Origin of the sequence: Leuconostoc citreum (assembly GCF_007954785.1) — a bacterium.
GTDB classification, from domain to species: domain Bacteria; phylum Bacillota; class Bacilli; order Lactobacillales; family Lactobacillaceae; genus Leuconostoc; species Leuconostoc citreum.
In genome coordinates, this window is the sequence record NZ_CP042410.1 from 845,854 (window position 1) to 866,205 (window position 20,352).

General features: G+C 37.6%; 18 protein-coding genes and 1 riboswitch. Of the genes, 3 read left to right on the forward strand and 15 right to left on the reverse strand.

From position 1 onward, the window contains the following. Positions 1 to 65: 65 nt before the first annotated feature. The 12 genes from FGL72_RS04250 to FGL72_RS04305 all read right to left on the reverse strand — a co-directional run bounded on the left by FGL72_RS04250 (position 66) and on the right by FGL72_RS04305 (position 13,312). Positions 66 to 992 carry an FAD:protein FMN transferase gene (locus FGL72_RS04250; RefSeq protein ID WP_085699016.1) on the reverse strand — a complete coding sequence of 309 codons (927 nt, stop codon included), beginning with the start codon at positions 990 to 992 and terminating at the stop codon, positions 66 to 68. A gap of 78 nt (positions 993 to 1,070) precedes the next feature. Beyond that, complete coding sequence (locus FGL72_RS04255; RefSeq protein ID WP_223246001.1) at positions 1,071 to 2,270, reverse strand: ATP-binding protein; 1,200 nt, start codon at positions 2,268 to 2,270, stop codon at positions 1,071 to 1,073. Positions 2,271 to 2,353: 83 nt separating this feature from the next. Then, positions 2,354 to 2,827 carry a 6,7-dimethyl-8-ribityllumazine synthase gene (gene ribH, locus FGL72_RS04260; RefSeq protein ID WP_085699014.1) on the reverse strand — a complete coding sequence of 158 codons (474 nt, stop codon included), beginning with the start codon at positions 2,825 to 2,827 and terminating at the stop codon, positions 2,354 to 2,356. A 23-nt stretch (positions 2,828 to 2,850) separates the two neighbouring features. Continuing rightward, complete coding sequence (locus FGL72_RS04265) at positions 2,851 to 4,053, reverse strand: bifunctional 3,4-dihydroxy-2-butanone-4-phosphate synthase/GTP cyclohydrolase II (RefSeq protein WP_004905688.1); 1,203 nt, start codon at positions 4,051 to 4,053, stop codon at positions 2,851 to 2,853. Continuing rightward, positions 4,043 to 4,642: a riboflavin synthase gene (locus FGL72_RS04270; RefSeq protein WP_085699012.1), complete on the reverse strand. Its 600-nt coding sequence runs from the start codon at positions 4,640 to 4,642 to the stop codon at positions 4,043 to 4,045. Before FGL72_RS04270 ends, FGL72_RS04265 begins: the two co-directional genes overlap by 11 nt. Further along, positions 4,627 to 5,670: a bifunctional diaminohydroxyphosphoribosylaminopyrimidine deaminase/5-amino-6-(5-phosphoribosylamino)uracil reductase RibD gene (gene ribD / locus FGL72_RS04275; RefSeq protein ID WP_085699010.1), complete on the reverse strand. Its 1,044-nt coding sequence runs from the start codon at positions 5,668 to 5,670 to the stop codon at positions 4,627 to 4,629. Before ribD ends, FGL72_RS04270 begins: the two co-directional genes overlap by 16 nt. 114 nt (positions 5,671 to 5,784) lie before the next feature. Then, a riboswitch (FMN riboswitch) is annotated at positions 5,785 to 5,931 on the reverse strand. Positions 5,932 to 6,021: 90 nt separating this feature from the next. Next, the gene (locus FGL72_RS04280) at positions 6,022 to 7,017 is read right to left on the reverse strand and encodes an AI-2E family transporter (RefSeq protein ID WP_085699008.1); all 996 of its coding nucleotides are present in this window, start codon (positions 7,015 to 7,017) and stop codon (positions 6,022 to 6,024) included. A 43-nt stretch (positions 7,018 to 7,060) separates the two neighbouring features. Next, positions 7,061 to 8,305 (reverse strand): LCP family glycopolymer transferase, encoded by a 1,245-nt coding sequence (locus tag FGL72_RS04285; protein WP_085699006.1) that lies wholly within the window; start codon positions 8,303 to 8,305, stop codon positions 7,061 to 7,063. A 128-nt stretch (positions 8,306 to 8,433) separates the two neighbouring features. Beyond that, positions 8,434 to 10,464 (reverse strand): KUP/HAK/KT family potassium transporter, encoded by a 2,031-nt coding sequence (locus tag FGL72_RS04290; RefSeq protein WP_085699004.1) that lies wholly within the window; start codon positions 10,462 to 10,464, stop codon positions 8,434 to 8,436. 141 nt (positions 10,465 to 10,605) lie between these two features. Then, complete coding sequence (locus tag FGL72_RS04295; RefSeq protein WP_004905701.1) at positions 10,606 to 11,655, reverse strand: lactonase family protein; 1,050 nt, start codon at positions 11,653 to 11,655, stop codon at positions 10,606 to 10,608. A 49-nt stretch (positions 11,656 to 11,704) separates the two neighbouring features. Further along, entirely contained in the window at positions 11,705 to 12,181 is a 477-nt protein-coding gene (locus FGL72_RS04300; RefSeq protein WP_040176859.1) for a glutathione peroxidase, read from the reverse strand. An 81-nt stretch (positions 12,182 to 12,262) separates the two neighbouring features. After that, complete coding sequence (locus FGL72_RS04305) at positions 12,263 to 13,312, reverse strand: 2,3-butanediol dehydrogenase (protein WP_040190188.1); 1,050 nt, start codon at positions 13,310 to 13,312, stop codon at positions 12,263 to 12,265. Positions 13,313 to 13,598: 286 nt separating this feature from the next. Between FGL72_RS04305 and FGL72_RS04310 the strand changes: the two genes are divergently transcribed. Further along, positions 13,599 to 14,426 carry an Rgg/GadR/MutR family transcriptional regulator gene (locus FGL72_RS04310; protein WP_004901681.1) on the forward strand — a complete coding sequence of 276 codons (828 nt, stop codon included), beginning with the start codon at positions 13,599 to 13,601 and terminating at the stop codon, positions 14,424 to 14,426. Positions 14,427 to 14,492: 66 nt separating this feature from the next. Here FGL72_RS04310 and FGL72_RS04315 read toward each other — a convergent pair whose 3' ends face one another. From FGL72_RS04315 to FGL72_RS04325, 3 genes are all read right to left on the reverse strand, one after another. Then, positions 14,493 to 15,041: an NADPH-dependent FMN reductase gene (locus FGL72_RS04315; protein WP_004901684.1), complete on the reverse strand. Its 549-nt coding sequence runs from the start codon at positions 15,039 to 15,041 to the stop codon at positions 14,493 to 14,495. Positions 15,042 to 15,171: 130 nt separating this feature from the next. After that, positions 15,172 to 16,449 carry a 2-hydroxycarboxylate transporter family protein gene (locus FGL72_RS04320; RefSeq protein ID WP_004901689.1) on the reverse strand — a complete coding sequence of 426 codons (1,278 nt, stop codon included), beginning with the start codon at positions 16,447 to 16,449 and terminating at the stop codon, positions 15,172 to 15,174. A 14-nt stretch (positions 16,450 to 16,463) separates the two neighbouring features. After that, positions 16,464 to 18,092 carry a malolactic enzyme gene (locus FGL72_RS04325; RefSeq protein ID WP_085699002.1) on the reverse strand — a complete coding sequence of 543 codons (1,629 nt, stop codon included), beginning with the start codon at positions 18,090 to 18,092 and terminating at the stop codon, positions 16,464 to 16,466. Positions 18,093 to 18,237: 145 nt separating this feature from the next. Here FGL72_RS04325 and FGL72_RS04330 point away from each other — a divergent pair, with 145 nt between their 5' ends. Next, complete coding sequence (locus FGL72_RS04330; RefSeq protein WP_004905711.1) at positions 18,238 to 19,125, forward strand: LysR family transcriptional regulator; 888 nt, start codon at positions 18,238 to 18,240, stop codon at positions 19,123 to 19,125. 102 nt (positions 19,126 to 19,227) lie between these two features. Beyond that, on the forward strand, positions 19,228 to 20,334 hold the full coding sequence (locus FGL72_RS04335) for an SLC13 family permease (RefSeq protein WP_085699000.1): 1,107 nt from the start codon (positions 19,228 to 19,230) through the stop codon (positions 20,332 to 20,334). Positions 20,335 to 20,352: the final 18 nt, after the last annotated feature.

Sequence of the window (20,352 nt, forward strand, 5' to 3'; positions counted from 1 at the left end):
TTTCACAAGTGCTTTGTACATCGTTCTTGATGACAAATCAATCGTTATTGTGTATCAAAAAAATGTCAGCGCACGCTATCAAAACGTTGGATTAACCCAGAGGTTAACACGACTTCATTTTGCTTTGTAATAAATATTGCTTCAATATTTGGCAAACTTTCAACTAATCGTTTACCGGCCTCTAATCCTTGATAGAACGCAATTGTTGACCAAATTTTGCCGTCAATAGATAACTTGCTGACAATCGTCACACTGGCCAAACTATTTTCAATGGGAAATCCTGTTTGACTGTCAAACATATGGTGATATGTCCGATTTCCTACTATGAGTCGCCTTTCATAGATACCAGAAGTGCCAATAGCACACGCTGACGTTCTAATATAACCAACAACTTTGTGACGTAAATCACTTGGATTTTGGATACCTATTCGCCATGCTTGATTATCAGATAAATGCTGTCCAACTAGTAAAATATTACCTCCAAGATCGATTATGCCTGATTTAATATGATTTTTGAGCCATATCGTTTTGATATAATCAGCAATGTAACCTTTCGCTATACCACCTAAATCAAGGGCCATACCTTTTTTCGTCAAAAAGACGCTACACTGGGCTTTATTTAATATAATATTCTCAGGATTAATCTGTGTTATAACAGCTTCAATAGCTTTTTTTTCAGGCTTATGAGCCCCTTCAAAGCCAATTTTCCATAGTTTAACTAGTGGCCCAATGGCAACATTGAATCCAAGTCCTAATTGACTAGCCTGCACAGCTTGCTGTATCAAGAAAAAAGTATCCAGAGACACTTTAACCGGTATAATACCAGCATTTTGATTAATACTGACAACCTCTGAATGGTCTCGGTTAACAGTTAAGCGATTCTCATAATTTGTAACTAAGCGACGCGTCTCTACAAGTATATAATCTGAGACATCATCAAAAATCGTTAAATTAATTTTTGTTCCAAGTGCTTTAAATGACTGTTTTATCATACCCACAACCTATTAATTGACCGACATCATGATGTACTACTACTGATTAATAAAATGAAAATCATCCTGACTCGCCATTCAAAAACGTGGCGAATCTGTGTCATGCTGCGTCTCAGGTGCCACAACATGAACTAATTTGGGCTTTTTGCTTTCATATAATTTAAGCAGACCATCCCCATTTGCTAATTGTGGTAGTTTTTTTCGACTCTGTTTAGCTAAAATACTATCAATTTCACTACTATCTTGCAATCGATGTGCCAAAACACTACCAAATTGGCCACGAATTTGAGTCGGTAAATCTAGTGGTGATTGTGTTGATAATACCGCATAAAGACCATATTTACGACCTTCTCGAAGTAATTTAAAAACACCTGAATCCATTACCTCAGCATTTTTTGGTACGTACCGATGATATTCATCTAACAATACAGTGACCGGTAGGCGAAGATTACTTTTTGCACGAATAAATAATAATTGTTTGAGTAAGATATCCATCACAAGTTGACTGGTCTTAGTATCGTCTTGTATGTCACTAATATCGATAATTAATGTACGATGCCTACTCTTCATTCCTGAAAATAACTTCAACACATAGATTAAATCAAATTGTGTTTCAGTATCTTGATCACTATTAGCGAAAGAATGAGGTAAACCAAAGACTTTTTGCGTGTGACGGTTGGATAATAGTAATTTAGCATGTAAAATATCATCCCAATATTTCTGAATTTCAGCATGATTGTATTGCTGACCTAAGAAGTTAAAATTGGCTGTACTATTCTCTAATGGTTGAATAAATTCCTCTGTTATTTGATCAGCCAATTTTGATGCATCGTAATCGCTACCAGCATAACGTAAAGCTTGTACCCGTTTGTTATACGTTGTCAACTCTTGATTGATTTTGATATAAGTACCAGATTGATGCATTACATTCTGATTTATTTTTAAAGACTGCACTGCGTCAACCAATTTTTTATACATCGTTGATGCATCAAAAGATAATATCCGAGCAATATTATCAACCGATAACTGTGATAGCGGCAAGTTAGCGTTAACACCTAACTTATAAATAATGGCATCATGCAAGTGATTAAATTCACCGGTCGCATCAAAAATAATACCAATGTGATTTTCACGTTGTAATTGTTCAGCCAAGCTTAACAAGGTACTTGATTTACCACTACCCGTCATACCGGTAACGAGTAAGTGATGTGATAATAGTTGATTCAAGTTGACTGAAACTGGTTTCCCATGTTTTGTTTGAATAAATTGCGCCATCATATATGCCCCCAATTAAAGCAAAAGAAAATATCTGGTTTAAGTATACGCTTAAATCAGATATTTTAAAATTATAACCAATATTGTCAAGACAGTTGTTTTATGTCATCATATAAACTTAATATTTCTAACAAGCTTACCGTGACTTCAGCACCCTTATTTCCTGCCTTAGCACCTGCACGCTGTTGCGCTTGTTCTAGTGTATCTGTTGTTAAGACACCAAACACGATAGGCGTATTCGTACTTAAGCTAACTTGAGATACCCCATTTGCTACACCGTTGATGACAAGATTGTAGTGATCTGTATCGCCCTTAATAACTGCGCCCAATGTGACAATCCCATCAAACATACCTGATTCTGCCAACTGACTCGAGACCATAGGAATCTCCAAAGCACCTGGAACCCGGAAAACACTGATGTGATGATCGTCAACACCATGCATACTTAATGTATCCCGCGCGCCTTTTAATAAAGGCTCAGTCACTAATGCATTAAAGCGGCTAACTACGATGGCAATACGCCGTTCTTCATGCCCTGTTAATTTTCCTGTGTATATCATTGTCATTTCCTCGGTTTCTATTTTTAGAGTATGTGCTTAAATTTTTTTCTCTTCGTCGCGAGATAGTGCTTATTAATATCGTTTATCCCAGTAATTAACGGAACTTGGTCAACTATCTCAATGCCAGCCACTTTTAAATGATTGATTTTATCTGGATTGTTGGTCAACAATCTTATTTTCGTTAGACCAGCTAGTTTCAAAATTTCTGCTGCTTGTTGATAGTCTCTTTCATCCGGTGCATGATTTAGGTGGACATTGGCTTCATAGGTATCATAATTATTTTCCTGCAAAACATACGTTTTCAGTTTTTCTGCGAGTCCAATACCTCGTCCCTCTTGTCTAAGGTATAAAAGCGCACCACCTTCTTCATTAATCTGACGCAATGCTGCTTGAAGTTGCGGTCCGCAATCGCAGCGATATGAGCCAAATATATCGCCCGTCGCACATTCAGAATGGAGCCGAACTAAAGGGTTATTTGTCGTCGCAGTTTGTGTTTGACTACGAATCAACAGAGCCGGTTCTTTGTCACCTGTATCATAGTCAGTCATCTGAAAGCTGCCATAGGTACTGGGCAGATTCACAGTCACACCTTCTTTAACGTGATACTGATTTTGGGCTTGTTTAAAGGCAACGATATCTGAAATCGCCAATTTAATCATGCCTTCCTGTTCTGCTAAACTTTCTAATGCTTTTTCTCGGGCCATTTGACCGTCTTTATCAAGAATTTCAATAATATAAGCAATCGGTGGTACTCCAGCAATTTTGGCTAATTCAACAGCCCCTTCTGTGTGCCCTTGCCTTGATAACACGCCACCTTCGTTAGCTACTAGAGGAAATACGTGTCCCGGTGTCTCAAAATCTTCAGCTGACGCACTAAGATTTGCAAGCTCACGAATAGTTTTTGCCCGTTCAAAAGCGGATACACCAGTCGTGCTCATGATATGATCAACACTGACGGTAAATTGTGTGGCAAATTTTTCAGAATTATGGTCTGTCATTTGCCTCAGACCTAGCTTATCTGCGCGTTGTTTACTCATAGGAACGGCCAGCACACCACGAGCCAATGTCAATGCACTATTGATTCGTTCAGGTGTCACAAACGATGCAAGTCCTACTAAGTCACCCTCGTGTTCGCGATTTTGGTCATCAGTCAAGATCACAAATGCGCCTTGTTTTAGGGCAGTAACTGCTTTTCGCACGCTTTGTTCAACAACATTATCCAACATATTGCCCTCCTGTCATATATTTAGCCAAAATATCCGTTTCTATATTTACCCAATGACCAACAGTTAATTTTGATAATGTTGTTTGTAACTGCGTATGGGGAATCAATCCAATTTGAAACGTCTGACTGGTTTTTTCAATCACCGTGAGGCTTACGCCTAATATTGCGACAGAACCTTTAGCAACTATTTCTCTCATCAAGATAGACTCTTTAGGCTTGAAGCTAAGTAAAATCGTGTTATCTATCACCTGCTTATTCACAATTTCAGCTTTGCCGTCAACATGACCAAGGACAAAGTGGCCATCAAATCTCTCCCCCGCACTTATTGCCTTTTCAAGATTAACTGATTGTCTCATCATGTAATCACCAATAATGGTTGTTTCATAAGTTGGTCTCATAATACCAAATTTAGCAGTATGGTCTGTTTTATGAGTAATAGTTAAACATACGCCGTCGACCATTATGCTATCACCGATAGTTGCCTCTGAAAAATAGGGCGTTTTTGTTTCAATTGTGATATGCTGATTATTTTTTGTGTGACTTTCATTTGTTATAACTTGACCCACTGTCTGTGTTATTCCTGTAAACATGACACACTCCTATCATTTAGATAACGACTCTTAAGCGTATTACCCACACGGTATGAAGACACTGAATTAAACAATGGTTGTACACTGGGAACCCCGTCTTCAGATAATATACTATCTGCTGTATAAACAATGAATTCTTGCCAGAGATTCGCTTTTAAGAATGCTGTAATCAATGACGGCCCACCCTCTACCATAACAGACTGAATATTCTTACTAGCTAAACTTGTCAGGACACTAAGTAAACCATGTGACATTAAAAGAACATTGTCATATTGTTTTGCAAAGTCCGTGTTTGTCGTGAAGATTAACCAATTATTTGTCGCTCGATCCATTTTATTTTGTAAGCGGCCACGTCGATCGATCACTACCCTTAAAGGTTGTGGATGATTTATTGGTACATGTCGGACTGTTAAATTTGGTTGGTCAATCAACATAGTTTCACTACCAATTAGAATAGCACTTTTACTAGCACGCTCTTTGTGCACATCAATGTCAGCTAACCGATTTGTAATTTTTGTGGATTGTCCTTGTGAAGACGCCACAAAGTGATTAGCGGACTCCGCTAGTTTCAACTGTACATATGGTAAATGTCTTTCAAAATAATGATAAAATGCGGGATTTAATATTTGACTATCTTCTGTTCCCAAAACATCGACACGGATACCTGCTTGTCTTAAAAATGTAACACTGCGTCCATGTGTATCGGGATTAGGATCAAAACTACCAACTACAACACGTTTGACTCCCCATTGGGCTATTGCCAACGCACACGCACCTACCTTTCCCGTGACAAAGCACGGCTCTAATGTGACATACATCGTTGAATCAACAATATCTGTTTGATCCTTTAAATTTTCAAAAGCATTAATTTCAGCATGCGCTGCGCCAAAAGAATGATGATATCCAGTCGCCAAGATCTGCCCATTTTTAACAATAATTGCCCCAACGCGTGGATTTTCATATGTTTCATCTGGTCCTGCTTTGGCAGCTACTTTTGCTGCTAATGCCATATATGTTAAATCATCCATCTTTTACCTCCTGTTTGTTCAGGACAAAAAACCCGACGTATTTTATTAACATCGGGTTTAAAGTATTTAGATCGATTCAAAAAAGACAGACTTATCCTAGCTAAGTCTATTATTTTAAATCTTCTCCCATCCAGACTTTAACTGTCGGTCACAGAATTACACTGTGTCAACTGCATTATTAATAAATAATGCAGGTCACGGACTTAGATCTTAAAGATCTTTACCGTCGGTCGGGAATTACACCCTGCCCCGAAGATTAATTAATTTAACATTTACAGATTAACATCTGAACAATGCTATGTCAATAAAAAAACGCACAATAATGTACGCTGTAAACAAATTATTCTGATATTACGCTTTGAATTTTTGTATTCGGAAGAAATCTAACAAGAATGTTAAGATTGGCAACCCAATGATTAAACCCCAAACACCAAAAACTTTTTCCATAATAATTAGATTAAGTAAAATAACTAATATTGGCATATGCGTGCGTTGTGACATAAAGTGCGGATGTAAAAAATATGACTCCATAAAATGAATTACAGCAACAGCAACCAATATAACCAATACTGTATGCCAGTCACCGATAATAAACGCGGTCACTGTCAGCGGTACAAGTGAAATAAGCACACCGACAACCGGAATCAAACCTAAGATGAAAATCAAAATTGCAAAACCAATTAAATAAGGGAAATTCAAAAAGGTTAATACGATAACCATTGCAATCGTGTTAATTACACAAATCATTAGCTGGACTTCAAATAAACGGCCTAAAATAATGATAAAGCGATGCACGATAATATAAAACTCACCAAGAAATCTTTTATAAGGGCTATGTATGAAAGTCATAGACCATGACCGTAATTGTGGGTAAGTCATGCTGAATATAAAACTAAACAGTAACGCTAAAATCAGTTCATAAAGGACGTGCCCAACTTGATTCAATTGGGTAAATCCTTTAGAGATTAACTGCTCTGTATTCAAAGAGTTACTGTACTGCTGAATATTTTTGTAGACTTCTTTAAAAATACCCGTTGTGTGCCAACTAGAATCGGTTGCTAAGTGAATCATGCTCTTAACTTGATGTGCAACAGTATTTGCCCCGTGTTCGACAGCCCAGATGATAAAAGCCATCACGACGATATAAACAAGCGCAATTGATAATGACCTTGACAGGCGTGTCACGCGTTGCACCCTTTTGCCAGCATTCATCGCAAGATAAGAAAAAATAATTGTTAATAACAGTAACGTCATAAACTGTTTGAGTAAAACAATCAGTAAAATAATGACAGACAAAACAAAATACCGATAGAATCGGCGATTTTGAAATGATGAAAATATGTTCATGTAGTGCTCCCTCTTTAACACACTAACTTAGTACATGACAAGATTAGTTAGATGTCAAATTTTCGTTCGATTTTGTATTGAATTGTGAGAATAATGTATCGGCAGAACCCACTTGTGCAATCTGTGATTCTGTCACTGTACTACCAAATTCCGAACCAGTATCTTCAGGTTTTAATTCAAGTGCTGCTCTCAACTTGTTAGTAATAGCCTGTCGTTGCGCCGTTGTCACACGCTGGTAAGATACACCGTCATACATCTCACCTTCACCTTGAACTGTATATGAGTCAATTGTCTTTGTCGCATTCATATAATTTGAGCCGAGTGCCAACATATCCGACATCTTCATATTTGATGCAATGTTTTTAGTTGTGGCACTAATAAACTTCGTATTGAGAATCGTTGACGGATCAGATTTAATTTTTGTCATAATGGCCTGCAACAAAATTCGTTGGCGTTGCGTACGACCATAATCGCCTTGCGGATCTTGATATCTCATACGTGAAAAGGCTAACGCCGCCTTGCCATCCATCTTGTCATACTTTTTAAAGTTTTCGCCGTCTGCAGCGTATTCAAAGCTTGTTTTGCCTTCGGTAAAATCGTACAAATTATTACCGTCCTCATGCGCCGTGTCTTGGCTAAACTTAAAGCTCAATGGTGATTTGGCTTTGACACCTCCTAATTGATCAACAACATCTCCCAAACCACTCATGTTAACCATGGCAAAATAGTTAATTGGTATGTTAAACATTTTTTGAATCGTTTCCATAGTTGTCCCAACACCGTCTCCTAAAGAGGCTTTATCGTCTGAGGCTTCACGAAATGCATACGCGGCATTTAGCTTTTGTGGAAAGCTGCTTTCAAATCCTGAAATAGAGGTCATAATATCTCGGGGTACTGAAACTAATGTTGTTGTCTCTTTTTGTGGATTCACCGTCACTAACATCAAGGAATCAGTTAGCCCAACTCTGTCTCTTCCAGAGCCAAAGCCACCATCCGTTCCAGTGTCTGTCCCGAGAACTAGAAATGAAATCGGCTTTTTTTCTTTAATTAGTGTGCTTGCTTCTTTTTCTGAACCTAGTCCGGTTGCAAAGTAGGCTTTATCCAACGAACTCTTCACACTACTTGCATAGTAGGTACCAAAACCTGCACCTAGAAGTATGAGAAATCCTAAAATCATTAAAATAATTCGTTTTTTGCCTCGTTTTTTTGGCTGACGTTGCTCAACACGGCTCATAGTTGTTTGATCTTGATTTGATAAATTGTCTGAGCGTTTGTTTTCGTTAGACATGAAGGTCTATCCCCCGGCAATATGCTATTTTTTATATAATATTAAATTTAACACAAAACGAGCCAAATTAACAATTTAAATTAATTTTAGCTCGCTTTTCCTTTCACAAAAATCAAACGATTGATTACTTATTCAGCATCTGGTTTAACGACATTTTTAACTGTCAATTGTGTTAGTTTTTTGCGGTTCGTGCTAGATATAAATAATGGTACGATTTCTTCGACGACATCACTAAATTCTAAACCATAAAAGTCGCTTGGCGTCGCTGTATGTGATTGTAACCAAACACGGCCACCAATTAAAAAGCGATCCCAGGCATGAATATTAGGCAAATTTAACAGATCTGCATAGTATTGACTAGCAATAACATACTTAAAATCACCAACGTTACCGTGCTTTTCCATCGCATACTTTTGAAATTGTGGCTTCAAAACGCCTTGTTTAATCAAAAGACTTGCAATTTGTTTCAGATAAATATGAATTTGTGGTTCTACCTTAAAACCCAAATAAAATGTGACATGCACGATATTATCTGTTCCCAACATATCAACTTCGTAACTCTTTCCAAACGGATCCGAAGATTCACGCATGGTCACAAACCAATAAATGGCAGCTCGTTTGGGTCTTGAACCAATCAATGAGTATATAATCGAACGCTTCAACATATAGTTCTGATGCATATTGGCAATATACACTAAATTCGTGGCAAACACAGATTCCTCAGTATCTTTTGACAAATTAATTAACTGCTTACGGTAATCTTTTAAAGATAAATAGTCGTTCTGTTTAGAAATTGCTTCACGTCGTTTATTACCGTAAAACCACACCACCATAATTAACAAAATACCAAGCATAATAATTAATGTTGCATAACCACCATGCATGAATTTACCTAGGCTAGCAATTAGGAAAACAGTTTCAATGAAACCAAAGACAACAATAAAGACCATAGCCAAAACGCGTTGACCATTTTGTCTAATAAATTCAAACAAGAGCAATGTTGTCATCAACATCGTAATTGTGATGGCCAAACCATAGGCAGCCTCCATATTGTGCGATGTCTGGAAAAACCATACAACCAATAAACCAATAGCACATAAAATCCAGTTCACGGTGCCAATATACATTTGACCACGTGCAACACTAGGATAAAAAGTTCGTAATCGTGGTACGACTTTCAGATTAATTGCTTCACTAACTAACGTATACGCGCCGGAAATGAGTGCTTGAGAAGCAATTATTGCGGCTAACGTGGCTAATATGACACCAATAAAGCGCCACTGTCCTGGTAAAATTTCAAAAAAAGGATTAACAGATTGTGCTCGTATGTTCACCTTGGTCGCATGTGTCATAATCCATGCGCCTTGGCCCATATAATTTAAGATTAACATCGTATATACAAACGGCCAACTGATATAAATATTACGTTTGCCAACATGGCCCATATCTGAATACAATGCTTCAGCACCAGTAGTTGCCAAGAAAACACTACCTAAAATAAAAAGGCCGCTTTTGTTTTCTGGACTCATTAACACGCTAATTGCGTATGTTGGTGAAAGTGCTTTTAAAATGCTGAGATCAGAAAAAATGTTTAATAAACCAAATGTCCCGATAAAAAGAAACCATAACAACATGACTGGTCCAAATATATTACCAATTTTTTTCGTTCCAGCTTTTTGAAATGCAAATATAATCAACAAAAGGACTGTCACCACAGCAACTACGACAGTTTGATTATCGGGGAACAAGAAAGAACCAATTTTTTGATTTTTTAGTCCTTCTATTGCGGTTGTGACAGTCACTGCTGGTGTTAAAGTTCCGTCAGCCAGTAAAGCAGAACCGCCAATTAGGGCCGGAATTAACAGCCACTTCTTATTGCTCTGTTTGACACGACTATATAAAGCAAATATACCACCTTCGCCATGGTTGTCAGCTCGCAAAGCAATCCACACGTATTTAACTGTCGTAATAAGCATCAGTGTCCAAAATACCAAAGACACCGAACCTAATACAAACGTGTTGATTTGCTCGGCACTACGTGCACTGTTTAGGATAGAATTCATAGTATACAGTGGAGAAGTACCAATATCCCCATATACAATGCCTAAGGCAATTACTGCGCCTATCGGTAGCCATTTAGGACTTTTTTCCATAGCCATTTTTCACCTCTGTGAATTTAATTAATTACTTCTGTATGGCGATTATTATCTCACATTTGCAAAGAAATATATAGCTATTTTTTTGCATCATAAAATCAATACAAAGAAAAAGACTTGCACACGGATACAAGTCTTTTATCATTAATAAAACATCACACGGACACCTTCTGGTATCGGAAAATCCTGTTGTATTTTAGTTAATAAACCACTTTCTTGATTACGCCTAAACACGGTGACATTATCGGTATTTTGATTAGCCACAACAATATATTGACCAGATGGATCAATATTGAAATCTCTAGGAAAATCGCCTGCAGTGCCAATAGTTTGTACTAAATCTAACACTCTACCTTGATGTGTCACTTTAAATACAGCTAGCGAGTTGTGCCCACGATTAGAAACATAAACAAATCGACCATCATGAGATACACGAATAGCTGCTGCCCCATTGTGAGCAGTCCAATCATTGGGAATAGTAGGGTAAGTTTTATGTAATATCAATGCAGCAGTGTCTGTATCGTATTTAACAACTGAGATAAGTGATGAGAGTTCGCCTAACACATAGGCAACATTTTGGTAAATTGGATTAAAGCGCATGTGTCTCGGGCCAAATCCAGTCCCAGTCTCAAAAACATTTTGTAACGTCAACTTGCCATCCGTCACATCAAATATTGTAACTTTGTCAGATCCTAAATCAACGATTGCAAGCCGACCATCAGGCGTTAAATTAGCAAAATGAATATGTGCTTTATTTTGTTCCGGTCTTGGTCCCTTACCAGAAGCCGTATACTGATCGGTTTGCGTCACAGTCCCATCACTTTTGATTTTAAAAATAGTTAATGTTGCTAAATGATAATTTGCCGCAAAAAGCAGCTGACGTTTCTCGTCAATTGCTAAATAAGCTTCTGAAGCATCAGGGGTTAGCCATTCTTGAACTTTTTTTGGTTCGCCAGAATTGTTAAAATCATACACATTGAAACCACCAAGACCACCTGTTGGCCCTTGACCATTTTGTCGATTAACCGCGTATAAAAAACCTGCCTGACTCATCACAGTGTAGGTAGGCGATCCAGTTTGAATCAATAGTGTTGGTTTGGTTAGTTTACCAGTCTCTAAGTCTAAAACAGCCTGATAAATCCCTGATGATTGGCGACGCGTATATGTCCCAAACATTACATTTTGAAATAACATAATATCTCCTTAATCAAGTCATCGTTTAAATTAATACGACATGACATTACTATAATAGCCGTTCAATATCTGCAGTCATATCCTGTGGTCGTGTTTTTGGAGCATAGCGTTTCACTGGTACGCCATCACGTCCGACCAAAAACTTAGTAAAATTCCATTTAATTGTGCTACCCAATGGGCTTGGGGTATTCTGTTTGAGATATTTAAACAACGGATCAGTATTTTTGCCATTCACTGCAATAATTTGGTGCATCGGAAAAGAAACACCATAGGTTAATCGACAGGCTTCAGCAGCTTCGTGGCTCGAATTAACCTCTTGTTTAAACTGATTTGATGGAAACCCTAAAATAACTAGTCCCTTATCACCATACGTCCGGTATAACGTTTCTAATTCTTCAAATTGTGGTGCGAAGCCACATTTAGTTGCCGTATTAACGATAATAATGATTTTGCCCTTTAGTGTAGCCAAAGAATATAGTTTCCCGTCTTCTTTTACCACATCAAAATTATATACTGTATCTGCCATACTACACCTCCAACTATCATAATTAGTTAAAAAGAAAAGCAGTCGTTTTGATGTGGATAACGACCACTTAAAAATCAATATTTATTCTTGGCTAAGATCAACCAAAATCTTTGCTTGAGACTTGTCATGTGTTAACGATTCAAATCCTGCTTCTACAATATTATCTAATACAATCGTATCTGTAATAACAGGCTCAACATCGATTTGGCCACTACTTACAAGGTCAACAGTTTGTTGGAAGGTTTCTTTTGAATAGGCAATCGTTGTTGTCAGTTTAACCCCTGCATTCATTAATTGCATTGGATTAAAACTAATTGGCCGAGCAAAAATAGATACAATTACCATGGTTCCACGTGGTCGCGTAGCATCAATTGCCTGTTCAAACGTAGGTTGTACGCCAGCAACTTCAAAGGAAACATCTGCTCCTTCAGGAATAATCGCCTTAATAGCACCGATGGCGTCTTTAACTTGACTAGGGTTAATCACATCTGTTGCACCCATCTCAAGTGCTTTATTCAAACGCACCTCAGATAAATCGACAACGACAATTTTAGTTGCACCGGCAGCTTTTGCTGCAGCCGCTACCAACACACCAATAGGCCCAGCACCAAAAATAACAACTTTTTGACCAAAGCGCAAACCACCCTCTTTAACGGCTTGAACAGCCACAGCAGTTGGTTCGATTGTTGCAGCCAGCTTCAATGAGAAGTCTTCGGGTAAATGATACAAATTCTCTTCAGGCACATTGACAAATGACGTAAAACCACCATCTGTACTTAAGCCAATAAAACTATAACCATCATAAACATCGACATCATCTGCCCAGTTACCCTTTGTAACTGTTGGATTAATAGATACATGATCCCCGACTTTGAAGTTAGTCACATCGGCACCAACTTTGTCAATAATGCCTGAAAATTCATGGCCCATTGTCAATGGTGCTTGTCCACCAGTCAACTCATCTTGTTTATCAACTGGAATGAACACTGGTCCTTCAAGGTATTCATGTAAATCACTACCGCAAATGCCAGCGTAAGCAACACGAACAACGACTTCATTTGACTTCATGGGTTTTAGTTCAACGTCCTCAACACGAACGTCTTTAACACCATGCCATACTGCTGCTTTCATAAGTAATATACTCCTTTACTGTATATGTGACAAGACAAGTCCTTTGCCTCTAGCTTCATTATAACACTTGATTTCGTCTTTTTATTAATTTTTTCAGACTATATAATGTCTCAATAATAAGTATATTGTGACTGTTTTATAATTTTCATTTACTTTTATTCGCTGAATACTTCACAGCGCAACGACATCAAAAAAACCAATTGTGAAACGTTAACCATTTCCATAGACAGTGTGAAATAATGGGCCTTATAATATACAAATCTTAATATTAGGTCTCGGGGAAAATATGAATTACAAAAATGGTGAACTCATTCGTAAAACAAGGCAAAAGCGTGGCATGTCTCAAGCCAAGCTTGGTGCGCTAATCGGATCACAGTCAATGGTTTCCAGAATAGAAAACAATCAAACTGACCCAAGTGATCAAACTGTTTTAATGCTTTGTGATGCATTAATGATTACATTTGAAGAATACTTTTATAGTATTTTTGATAAAAAGCAATCCAAGCTATCTGCCTTAGCAAACCAGTTAGAAATAATTGATCACAACAACGATGGTGTCATGCTCGATAAATTATACGTGTTAACCCAGTCACAGTCACGTAGCCAACCTGATAGCTTGCTTAATCGCCACTTATTCTTGATGACAAAAGCAACAAAGTACCATCTAAAAAAACAGCTAGCGCCTCATGCGATACAAGATGAATTAGTCGACTATTTTTTTGACATAGAAAACTGGCAGTATTACGATATCCTATTGTTTAGCCGTATTGTATACATGGTACCAGTTAACCGACTTTCACCATACATTAAAGATATACTAAACCAATACAGACAGCATGAACTATCTACACACTCAGAACGCACATTAAAAAAAGTAATTAATAACTTATTAGAAGCTAGCGTTGTTCAAAATAATTATACTTTCACACAACATCTTATTAATCAACTCAAAAGCATGGCTATATTAACCGATGATTTAGCATTACAGACATGGTTGTTATTTTGGCAAGGGGTTATTTTAAGTGATAACACATTAATTGCTAATGCCTATCAAGTCACCTCGATTTTGCATCAAAAAAGCATGTTAAAACGTTTCAACAAGTTTATACCGTAGATAATGATGAAAAAAAAAGCCTATGCTCAACCGCATTGGCTTTTTTGTGAATGACTTAATCGCTTATTACTTAATAAAGCGCTGAGCAAAATCAGCAAATTGGTTCCCTGCGTTGGCAAGAAACGCCTTCGTATCAGCATTACTAATCTGGCCTGTTTCATCAGCAAGATTAGCAACATTACCTATATAGAGTTCTGGTTGTTGCATCGTTGGCATATCCAAGAAAACTAATGATTGACGCAAGATATGATGCGCTAAGACACCAGAGATACCAGAAATAGATTGTGAGGCCACCAAAGCTGGCTTGCCTTGCCAAACGTTTTGTCCCCAAGGCCTTGAAGCAACATCTAAAGCATTTTTTAATGCAGCAGAAATACTACGATTGTGCTCTGGCGTGACAAAAATAAATGCATCTTGTGCTGCCACTGTTGCTCTAAATTGCGTGTAAACTTCTGGTGATTCTTCATCAAAATCTTGATTATAAAGTGGCAACTCTGCAATGTTCAAGAAAGTTACCTCCGCTTCTTCAGGCAATCCAGCAACAATAGCTTCAGCGACGCCATGAGAATATGAATTCTTACGCGTCGATCCAACAACAACACCAAACTTAGTCATACAATTAATTCTCCTTTTCACTTACTATTTGTTAGTATACGCCTAAAAATTAAAAGTTGCAACTCTCTTTCACATAACCACGAAAAAACGATATAACCGTAAGATTATATCGTCAAAAGTCAAATATTAATTAATGTAAATAATGAATCAAAATGCCGCCAAATATCAAAACAAGCGCACCACCCATACGATTACCCATTTGTGCAAAGGCAATCATTTCCATACGATTTGACGCAGATAGTACGGCAACATTACCTGTGCCACCCATACTATTATCACTCATACCTGCAGCAATAGCTGACTCAACAGGATATAGTCCAAATAATTTACCAATAAAAGCACTAGCAATACCCATGACAACTACGCTTGTTAAGGTCAAAATAACGAACTTCCAAGTCAAAGATTGCGCCAAGACATGTAAGTTAATCAGTGCTAAACCGATACCGGCCAACACAGCATGTGTTAAATTACCCATAATCACTTTATTAAACATAACCACAGATTCCTCTAATTGCTTAGGAACCCAATTAAACGCCTTAAATATAATTACTAAAATAATAATAAAAGCATAAGTGTGTACTTTAGGTACAAAATAATTCAATATTGTTCCCAAAAGGAAAAACGTAAATGCAATCATCATACCGACGCCGATTTGCGTTGCATCTAACGTGCGTAGTGGTTTGGTTTTTTCATCTTCGCTAATTGGGAGTAACACACCATGTCCATCATACTTAGTGTTGGCACCAACTTTTGCAATCAATGCAGCACCAATTACCGCCAGCACATTGCCTAACGTAATTGCTGGAATAATTTCAGAGAACATTGTGCCAGAACTAACACCCAAGCCTTGTGCGTAGATATGAGAAAGTGGCACAGCGCCCGCTCCTATACCGCCTGCCATCATCGGCATCGAAATAAACATGACTGCATGGCCAAAACCAACCCCCAAAATCATGCCCACCAGTCCGACAGAAAAGAAGCCAATAATCATTGCTGCCAAAGATACCGGTATAAAGCGTACAGCGGCCTTTAAAAGCAAATTCCGATTCATACCTAATATTGACCCTACAATAAGTGCAGCGATATAGAAATCCAACAACCCGTTATCGTTCATAAACGTTTTTGTTGCATTAACGATTGGTGCTGAAATGATTCCGGACGTTGCTAGTGCAGCCGAAGCAAAAATCGTAAATACTGATCCACCACCAAGATATGACTTGACAATTGGTAACCTATTGCCAATATAAAAGAATAGATGGCCAAACAACACTAACATCAACGTCAGTCCCAACATATTTAAAGGCAATTTATTCAGAGCAATTGTTGCAGCTAAAACGACCATCATGGCAACATAAAGTGGTAGACTCACACCACTAATTTTTGTGCCCCAAAATTTTTGAGATATCATAAATTATAATCCTATTAGTATTCTGCTGACCACTTGGCGTCTTGCACAGCCTTTTTTGCATCAGTTATAGCTTCACGGTTTAGCTTTTGGTCCAAAACGCTTTGCGCTGTTACTTCAGCAATTTTCTGTGAGAATGTCGTTAAATGAGAGACCGGTGGTAAGACTGCTGCACCAGGCTCTTCAGAATCTACCAAGCCACCTAATGCATGAATTGCAGCTGAAATTGTTTCCTGTGTTAACAACTTTGCTGTCGACGCTACCAAGCCAAAACCAAGTCCTGGATAAATCAAAGCATTGTTCCCTTGACCAATTTTATAGGTTACACCCTGGTAGTCAACATCTGCTGCCGGTATTCCAGTTGAAACCAACGCCTTTCCGTCGGTCCATTTGATCAAATCTTCAGCTTTGGCTTCGGCCAACTTTGTAGGATTTGATAGTGGGAAAATAATTGGACGTTCAGTATGTGCGGCCATCTCTTTCACAATTTCTTCAGTAAACGTTCCCGGCTGTGTTGATGTACCAATCAAAACTGTTGGATGCAGTGCCTTTACAACGGCTGATAATGACGTCAATGTTTCGGCATCAGCAAACTCATCACGTGAACGTGTGAAAGGTATTTGTGCAGCTGTTAATTCTGGTGTGTCATTAAATAACAAACCTTGCTTATCAACAAGATAAAAATGTTGGCGTGCTTCATCTGCTGTCAAACCAGCTTGTTGCAACTCTGTAAATATTTGATTGACAATACCCATACCAGCGGTTCCAGCACCAAAAGTTACAAATGTTTGGTCAACTAACTTTTCTTTTGAAATATTCAAAGCGCCAAAAATACCTGCTAAAACAATCATACCTGTACCCTGAATATCATCGTTAAACGTTGCAATTTGGTCCTTATACTTATCGAGAATCACTTGCGCATTGCCTCGACCAAAATCTTCCCAGTGTAGCAATGATTCAGGGAACAATGATTGCTCAGCTTGTACAAACTGGTCAATAAATGCCAAATAAGCATCCCCTTCAATACGTGTATGCCGATTACCAAGGTAACGGGGATCCTCCAAAAGTGCTTGATTGTTAGTCCCTGCATCAATACTGATTGCTAATACACTGGCTGGGTCAATGCCTGCAGCAGCTGTATAAACCATTAATTTACCTACTGCAATATCAACGCCGTTGACACCCCAGTCACCCATACCAAGAATACCCTCGGCATCTGTTACAACCACCAGCTTAATATCACGTCCTGCAGCGGCATTAACCAAGGATTGTTTAATATCTTCTGGTCGATCAACTGATAAGAATGCAGCATTTTGTGGATTAGTAAAAATATCATTATATTTTTCAATTGATTCTGCCACAACCGGGTCATAAACAATCGGCATAAATTCTGATACGTGCTGATCCATGAGGTGATAGAACAAAGTCACATTTTCATTAAAAAGATTCATCAAAAAAATACGCTTTTCTAAAGGAGCATCCTTTGATTGAAACTGATGATATGCTTGATCAGCCTGTTCATCAATTGTTTGCACACGACTTGGCAAAGCACCTGTCAAACCGAGCGCTTCACGTTCTTCTATTGTGAAGCCTGTCCCTTTATTCAAAAATGGGTTACGTAATACATCATATCCTGTCATCGTCATTGCCTTATTTCCTCCAAATATTATGTTTATTGATTAATAACAGCCTTGACTATACACGGCTATTTAGTTTATAGTCAAATGAGTAACATGTCATAACTAAAAGTTATAGCATTAGCCTAAAGTGTTGATAATAAAGGATAAAAACATGCAAGTCAATGACTTAATGTACTACAATGCATTATACAGAGAAAAAAATTTTACAAAAGTTGCTAAAATTTTTGGTATCAGTCAGCCCTCCATTAGTAGTGCTATAAAACGACTAGAAAATTTTTTTCAGATTAAATTAGTTATTCGTGGTAATGCCCAATCCGAGTTAAAATTTACTGCTGCTGGTGAACAATTACACGAGCATAGTTTATCGATTTTAAATGAAATTGATAGTGCCAAACACGAATTAGATCATTTGCGTTCACATACCACAACAATAGGCCTACCACCAATTATCAAAAATGCCTACTTTGCTAAAATAGCGATGGCTACTAAAGAATTCGATCGTCAATTTAACATTAGTCACATGAATATTTACGAAGCTGGATCCAATAGTTTAAAGCAATCTCTGATTGATGGCGACATCGATATTGCCCTGTTGGGTTCCTTAGGTGATGCCGTCGATGATAAATTACAAATTTTTCCTTTTGCCAAAACCACATTCTATGTTTATATGTCTGCTAAAAATCCATTAGCCAAAAATCCTGGTCTATATTTTGAAGCACTAAAAGAGCAGCTATTTATTTCCTTGGATAGTAGTTTTATTCATGAGCAAGCTATTAAACTTTTATCTAGAAAAGCCGGATATCGACCTAAGACTTTTATGAAAACAAGTGATGTTTATTTTCTAATGAGTCTAGTTGCTGAAAACCTTGGCATTGCCATCCTTACCAATATTGTCAAATCTAATCATGACGATATTATCATGGTGCCTTTACTTGATTCATCACAACCAACATTCAATGTGAATGTAGCATTCAGGAAAAATCATGTATTAACAACTGAAGAACGTATGTTAATGAATATCTTATCCCAACAACTATAGCCGAAATGGCCATTGCCTATTTTTTTGCTGGTTTCTCCTTTAAAATCAGTTATAATTGAACAAGCATCATCATACTAAATTCACAAAGGACATCGCATAATTATGTCAAGTGTCATCAGAAAAATCGCCACCGATAAAACATTTTTAATTACCCTATTCCTAGCAATTATTGCTTTTATTTTCGGGCACGTCACTGTTGAAGATATTGATCTCAAAACAATTTTATCGCTACTATCGCTTATCATCATCGTTTCAGTATATGAGCAATTACATGTGTTAAAGTATATCGCCAATACAGTTGTCATCAAATGTCGATCGACTCGTGACATCATACGTGTCATGCTTTTATTTTCATTTGTCGGTTCTATGCTGTTCACTAACGATGTGGCCATTCTGACATTGGTACCTATTTTTTTTAAAATTAGTCAGCAAGTGGCCATCAAAAAAATTGTTCCAATTAGTCTACTGACAATCTATGCTAATCTTGGAAGTGCGCTGACACCTTTTGGTAATCCGCAAAACCTGTACCTTGTTTCTTTTTATCATTTAAGCTTACCGACATTTTTGGGCATGTCTATCCCTTTGGGTTTGATTGGACTGATTAGTCTCTTTGCTGTGAGTTTTCTATTTCCAGCCAAACCTATTGATAATATCTCAACTGATTCTGTGTCACTAGACCATCACAAGGTATGGTGGTTAATACTTGCAACAGTGATTGTCTTATTAGGAATTTTGTCTTTTATTGCGATTTGGTGGTCCTTATTAGCCAGTGTATTAAGTGCCTTCTTGCTTGATAAACAAGTATTCCAACAAGTTGATTATGGGATTATTTTAACTTTCATCAATTTCTTTATTATTGTCGGTGCTGTTAGCAGAATCGATATTATCCATCAGCTCTTAGTAGCGACAACCCAAACACAATTTCATGCATTTTTTGCAGCAATTATATCAAGCCAATTCGTCAGTAATGTACCTGCTGCTGTGCTGTTATCCAAGTTTACAGATCATTTTTATGGTATTTATTTAGGGGTTACAGTTGGTGGTCTAGGCACACTAATTGCCTCCTTAGCTAACCTGCTCGCCTTGCGTCAATATAATATTTTTTCGCAAGACAGAACATCTGTCACTTTCTTTAAGACTTTTACTTGGCTGAATTTAATTTATTTAATTATTTTTGTTATTATTGGCAGTTTAATTTTATTCATCTAAATAAAGCAGTGCCAGCAA

Coding starts and splice junctions, on each gene's coding strand:
- FGL72_RS04265 (WP_004905688.1), bottom strand. CDS start 4,053: ATGTTGGATAATGTTGTTGAACAAAGCGTGCGAAAAGCAGTTACTGCC.
- FGL72_RS04330 (WP_004905711.1), top strand. CDS start 18,238: ATGCAAGTCAATGACTTAATGTACTACAATGCATTATACAGAGAAAAA.
- FGL72_RS04255 (WP_223246001.1), bottom strand. CDS start 2,270: ATGATGGCGCAATTTATTCAAACAAAACATGGGAAACCAGTTTCAGTC.
- FGL72_RS04325 (WP_085699002.1), bottom strand. CDS start 18,092: ATGACGATGACAGGATATGATGTATTACGTAACCCATTTTTGAATAAA.
- FGL72_RS04290 (WP_085699004.1), bottom strand. CDS start 10,464: ATGGCTATGGAAAAAAGTCCTAAATGGCTACCGATAGGCGCAGTAATT.
- FGL72_RS04320 (WP_004901689.1), bottom strand. CDS start 16,449: ATGATATCTCAAAAATTTTGGGGCACAAAAATTAGTGGTGTGAGTCTA.
- FGL72_RS04335 (WP_085699000.1), top strand. CDS start 19,228: ATGTCAAGTGTCATCAGAAAAATCGCCACCGATAAAACATTTTTAATT.
- FGL72_RS04310 (WP_004901681.1), top strand. CDS start 13,599: ATGAATTACAAAAATGGTGAACTCATTCGTAAAACAAGGCAAAAGCGT.
- FGL72_RS04315 (WP_004901684.1), bottom strand. CDS start 15,041: ATGACTAAGTTTGGTGTTGTTGTTGGATCGACGCGTAAGAATTCATAT.
- FGL72_RS04250 (WP_085699016.1), bottom strand. CDS start 992: ATGATAAAACAGTCATTTAAAGCACTTGGAACAAAAATTAATTTAACG.
- FGL72_RS04295 (WP_004905701.1), bottom strand. CDS start 11,655: ATGTTATTTCAAAATGTAATGTTTGGGACATATACGCGTCGCCAATCA.
- FGL72_RS04280 (WP_085699008.1), bottom strand. CDS start 7,017: ATGAACATATTTTCATCATTTCAAAATCGCCGATTCTATCGGTATTTT.
- FGL72_RS04300 (WP_040176859.1), bottom strand. CDS start 12,181: ATGGCAGATACAGTATATAATTTTGATGTGGTAAAAGAAGACGGGAAA.
- ribH (WP_085699014.1), bottom strand. CDS start 2,827: ATGATATACACAGGAAAATTAACAGGGCATGAAGAACGGCGTATTGCC.
- ribD (WP_085699010.1), bottom strand. CDS start 5,670: ATGGATGATTTAACATATATGGCATTAGCAGCAAAAGTAGCTGCCAAA.
- FGL72_RS04270 (WP_085699012.1), bottom strand. CDS start 4,642: ATGTTTACAGGAATAACACAGACAGTGGGTCAAGTTATAACAAATGAA.
- FGL72_RS04305 (WP_040190188.1), bottom strand. CDS start 13,312: ATGAAAGCAGCAGTATGGCATGGTGTTAAAGACGTTCGTGTTGAGGAC.
- FGL72_RS04285 (WP_085699006.1), bottom strand. CDS start 8,305: ATGTCTAACGAAAACAAACGCTCAGACAATTTATCAAATCAAGATCAA.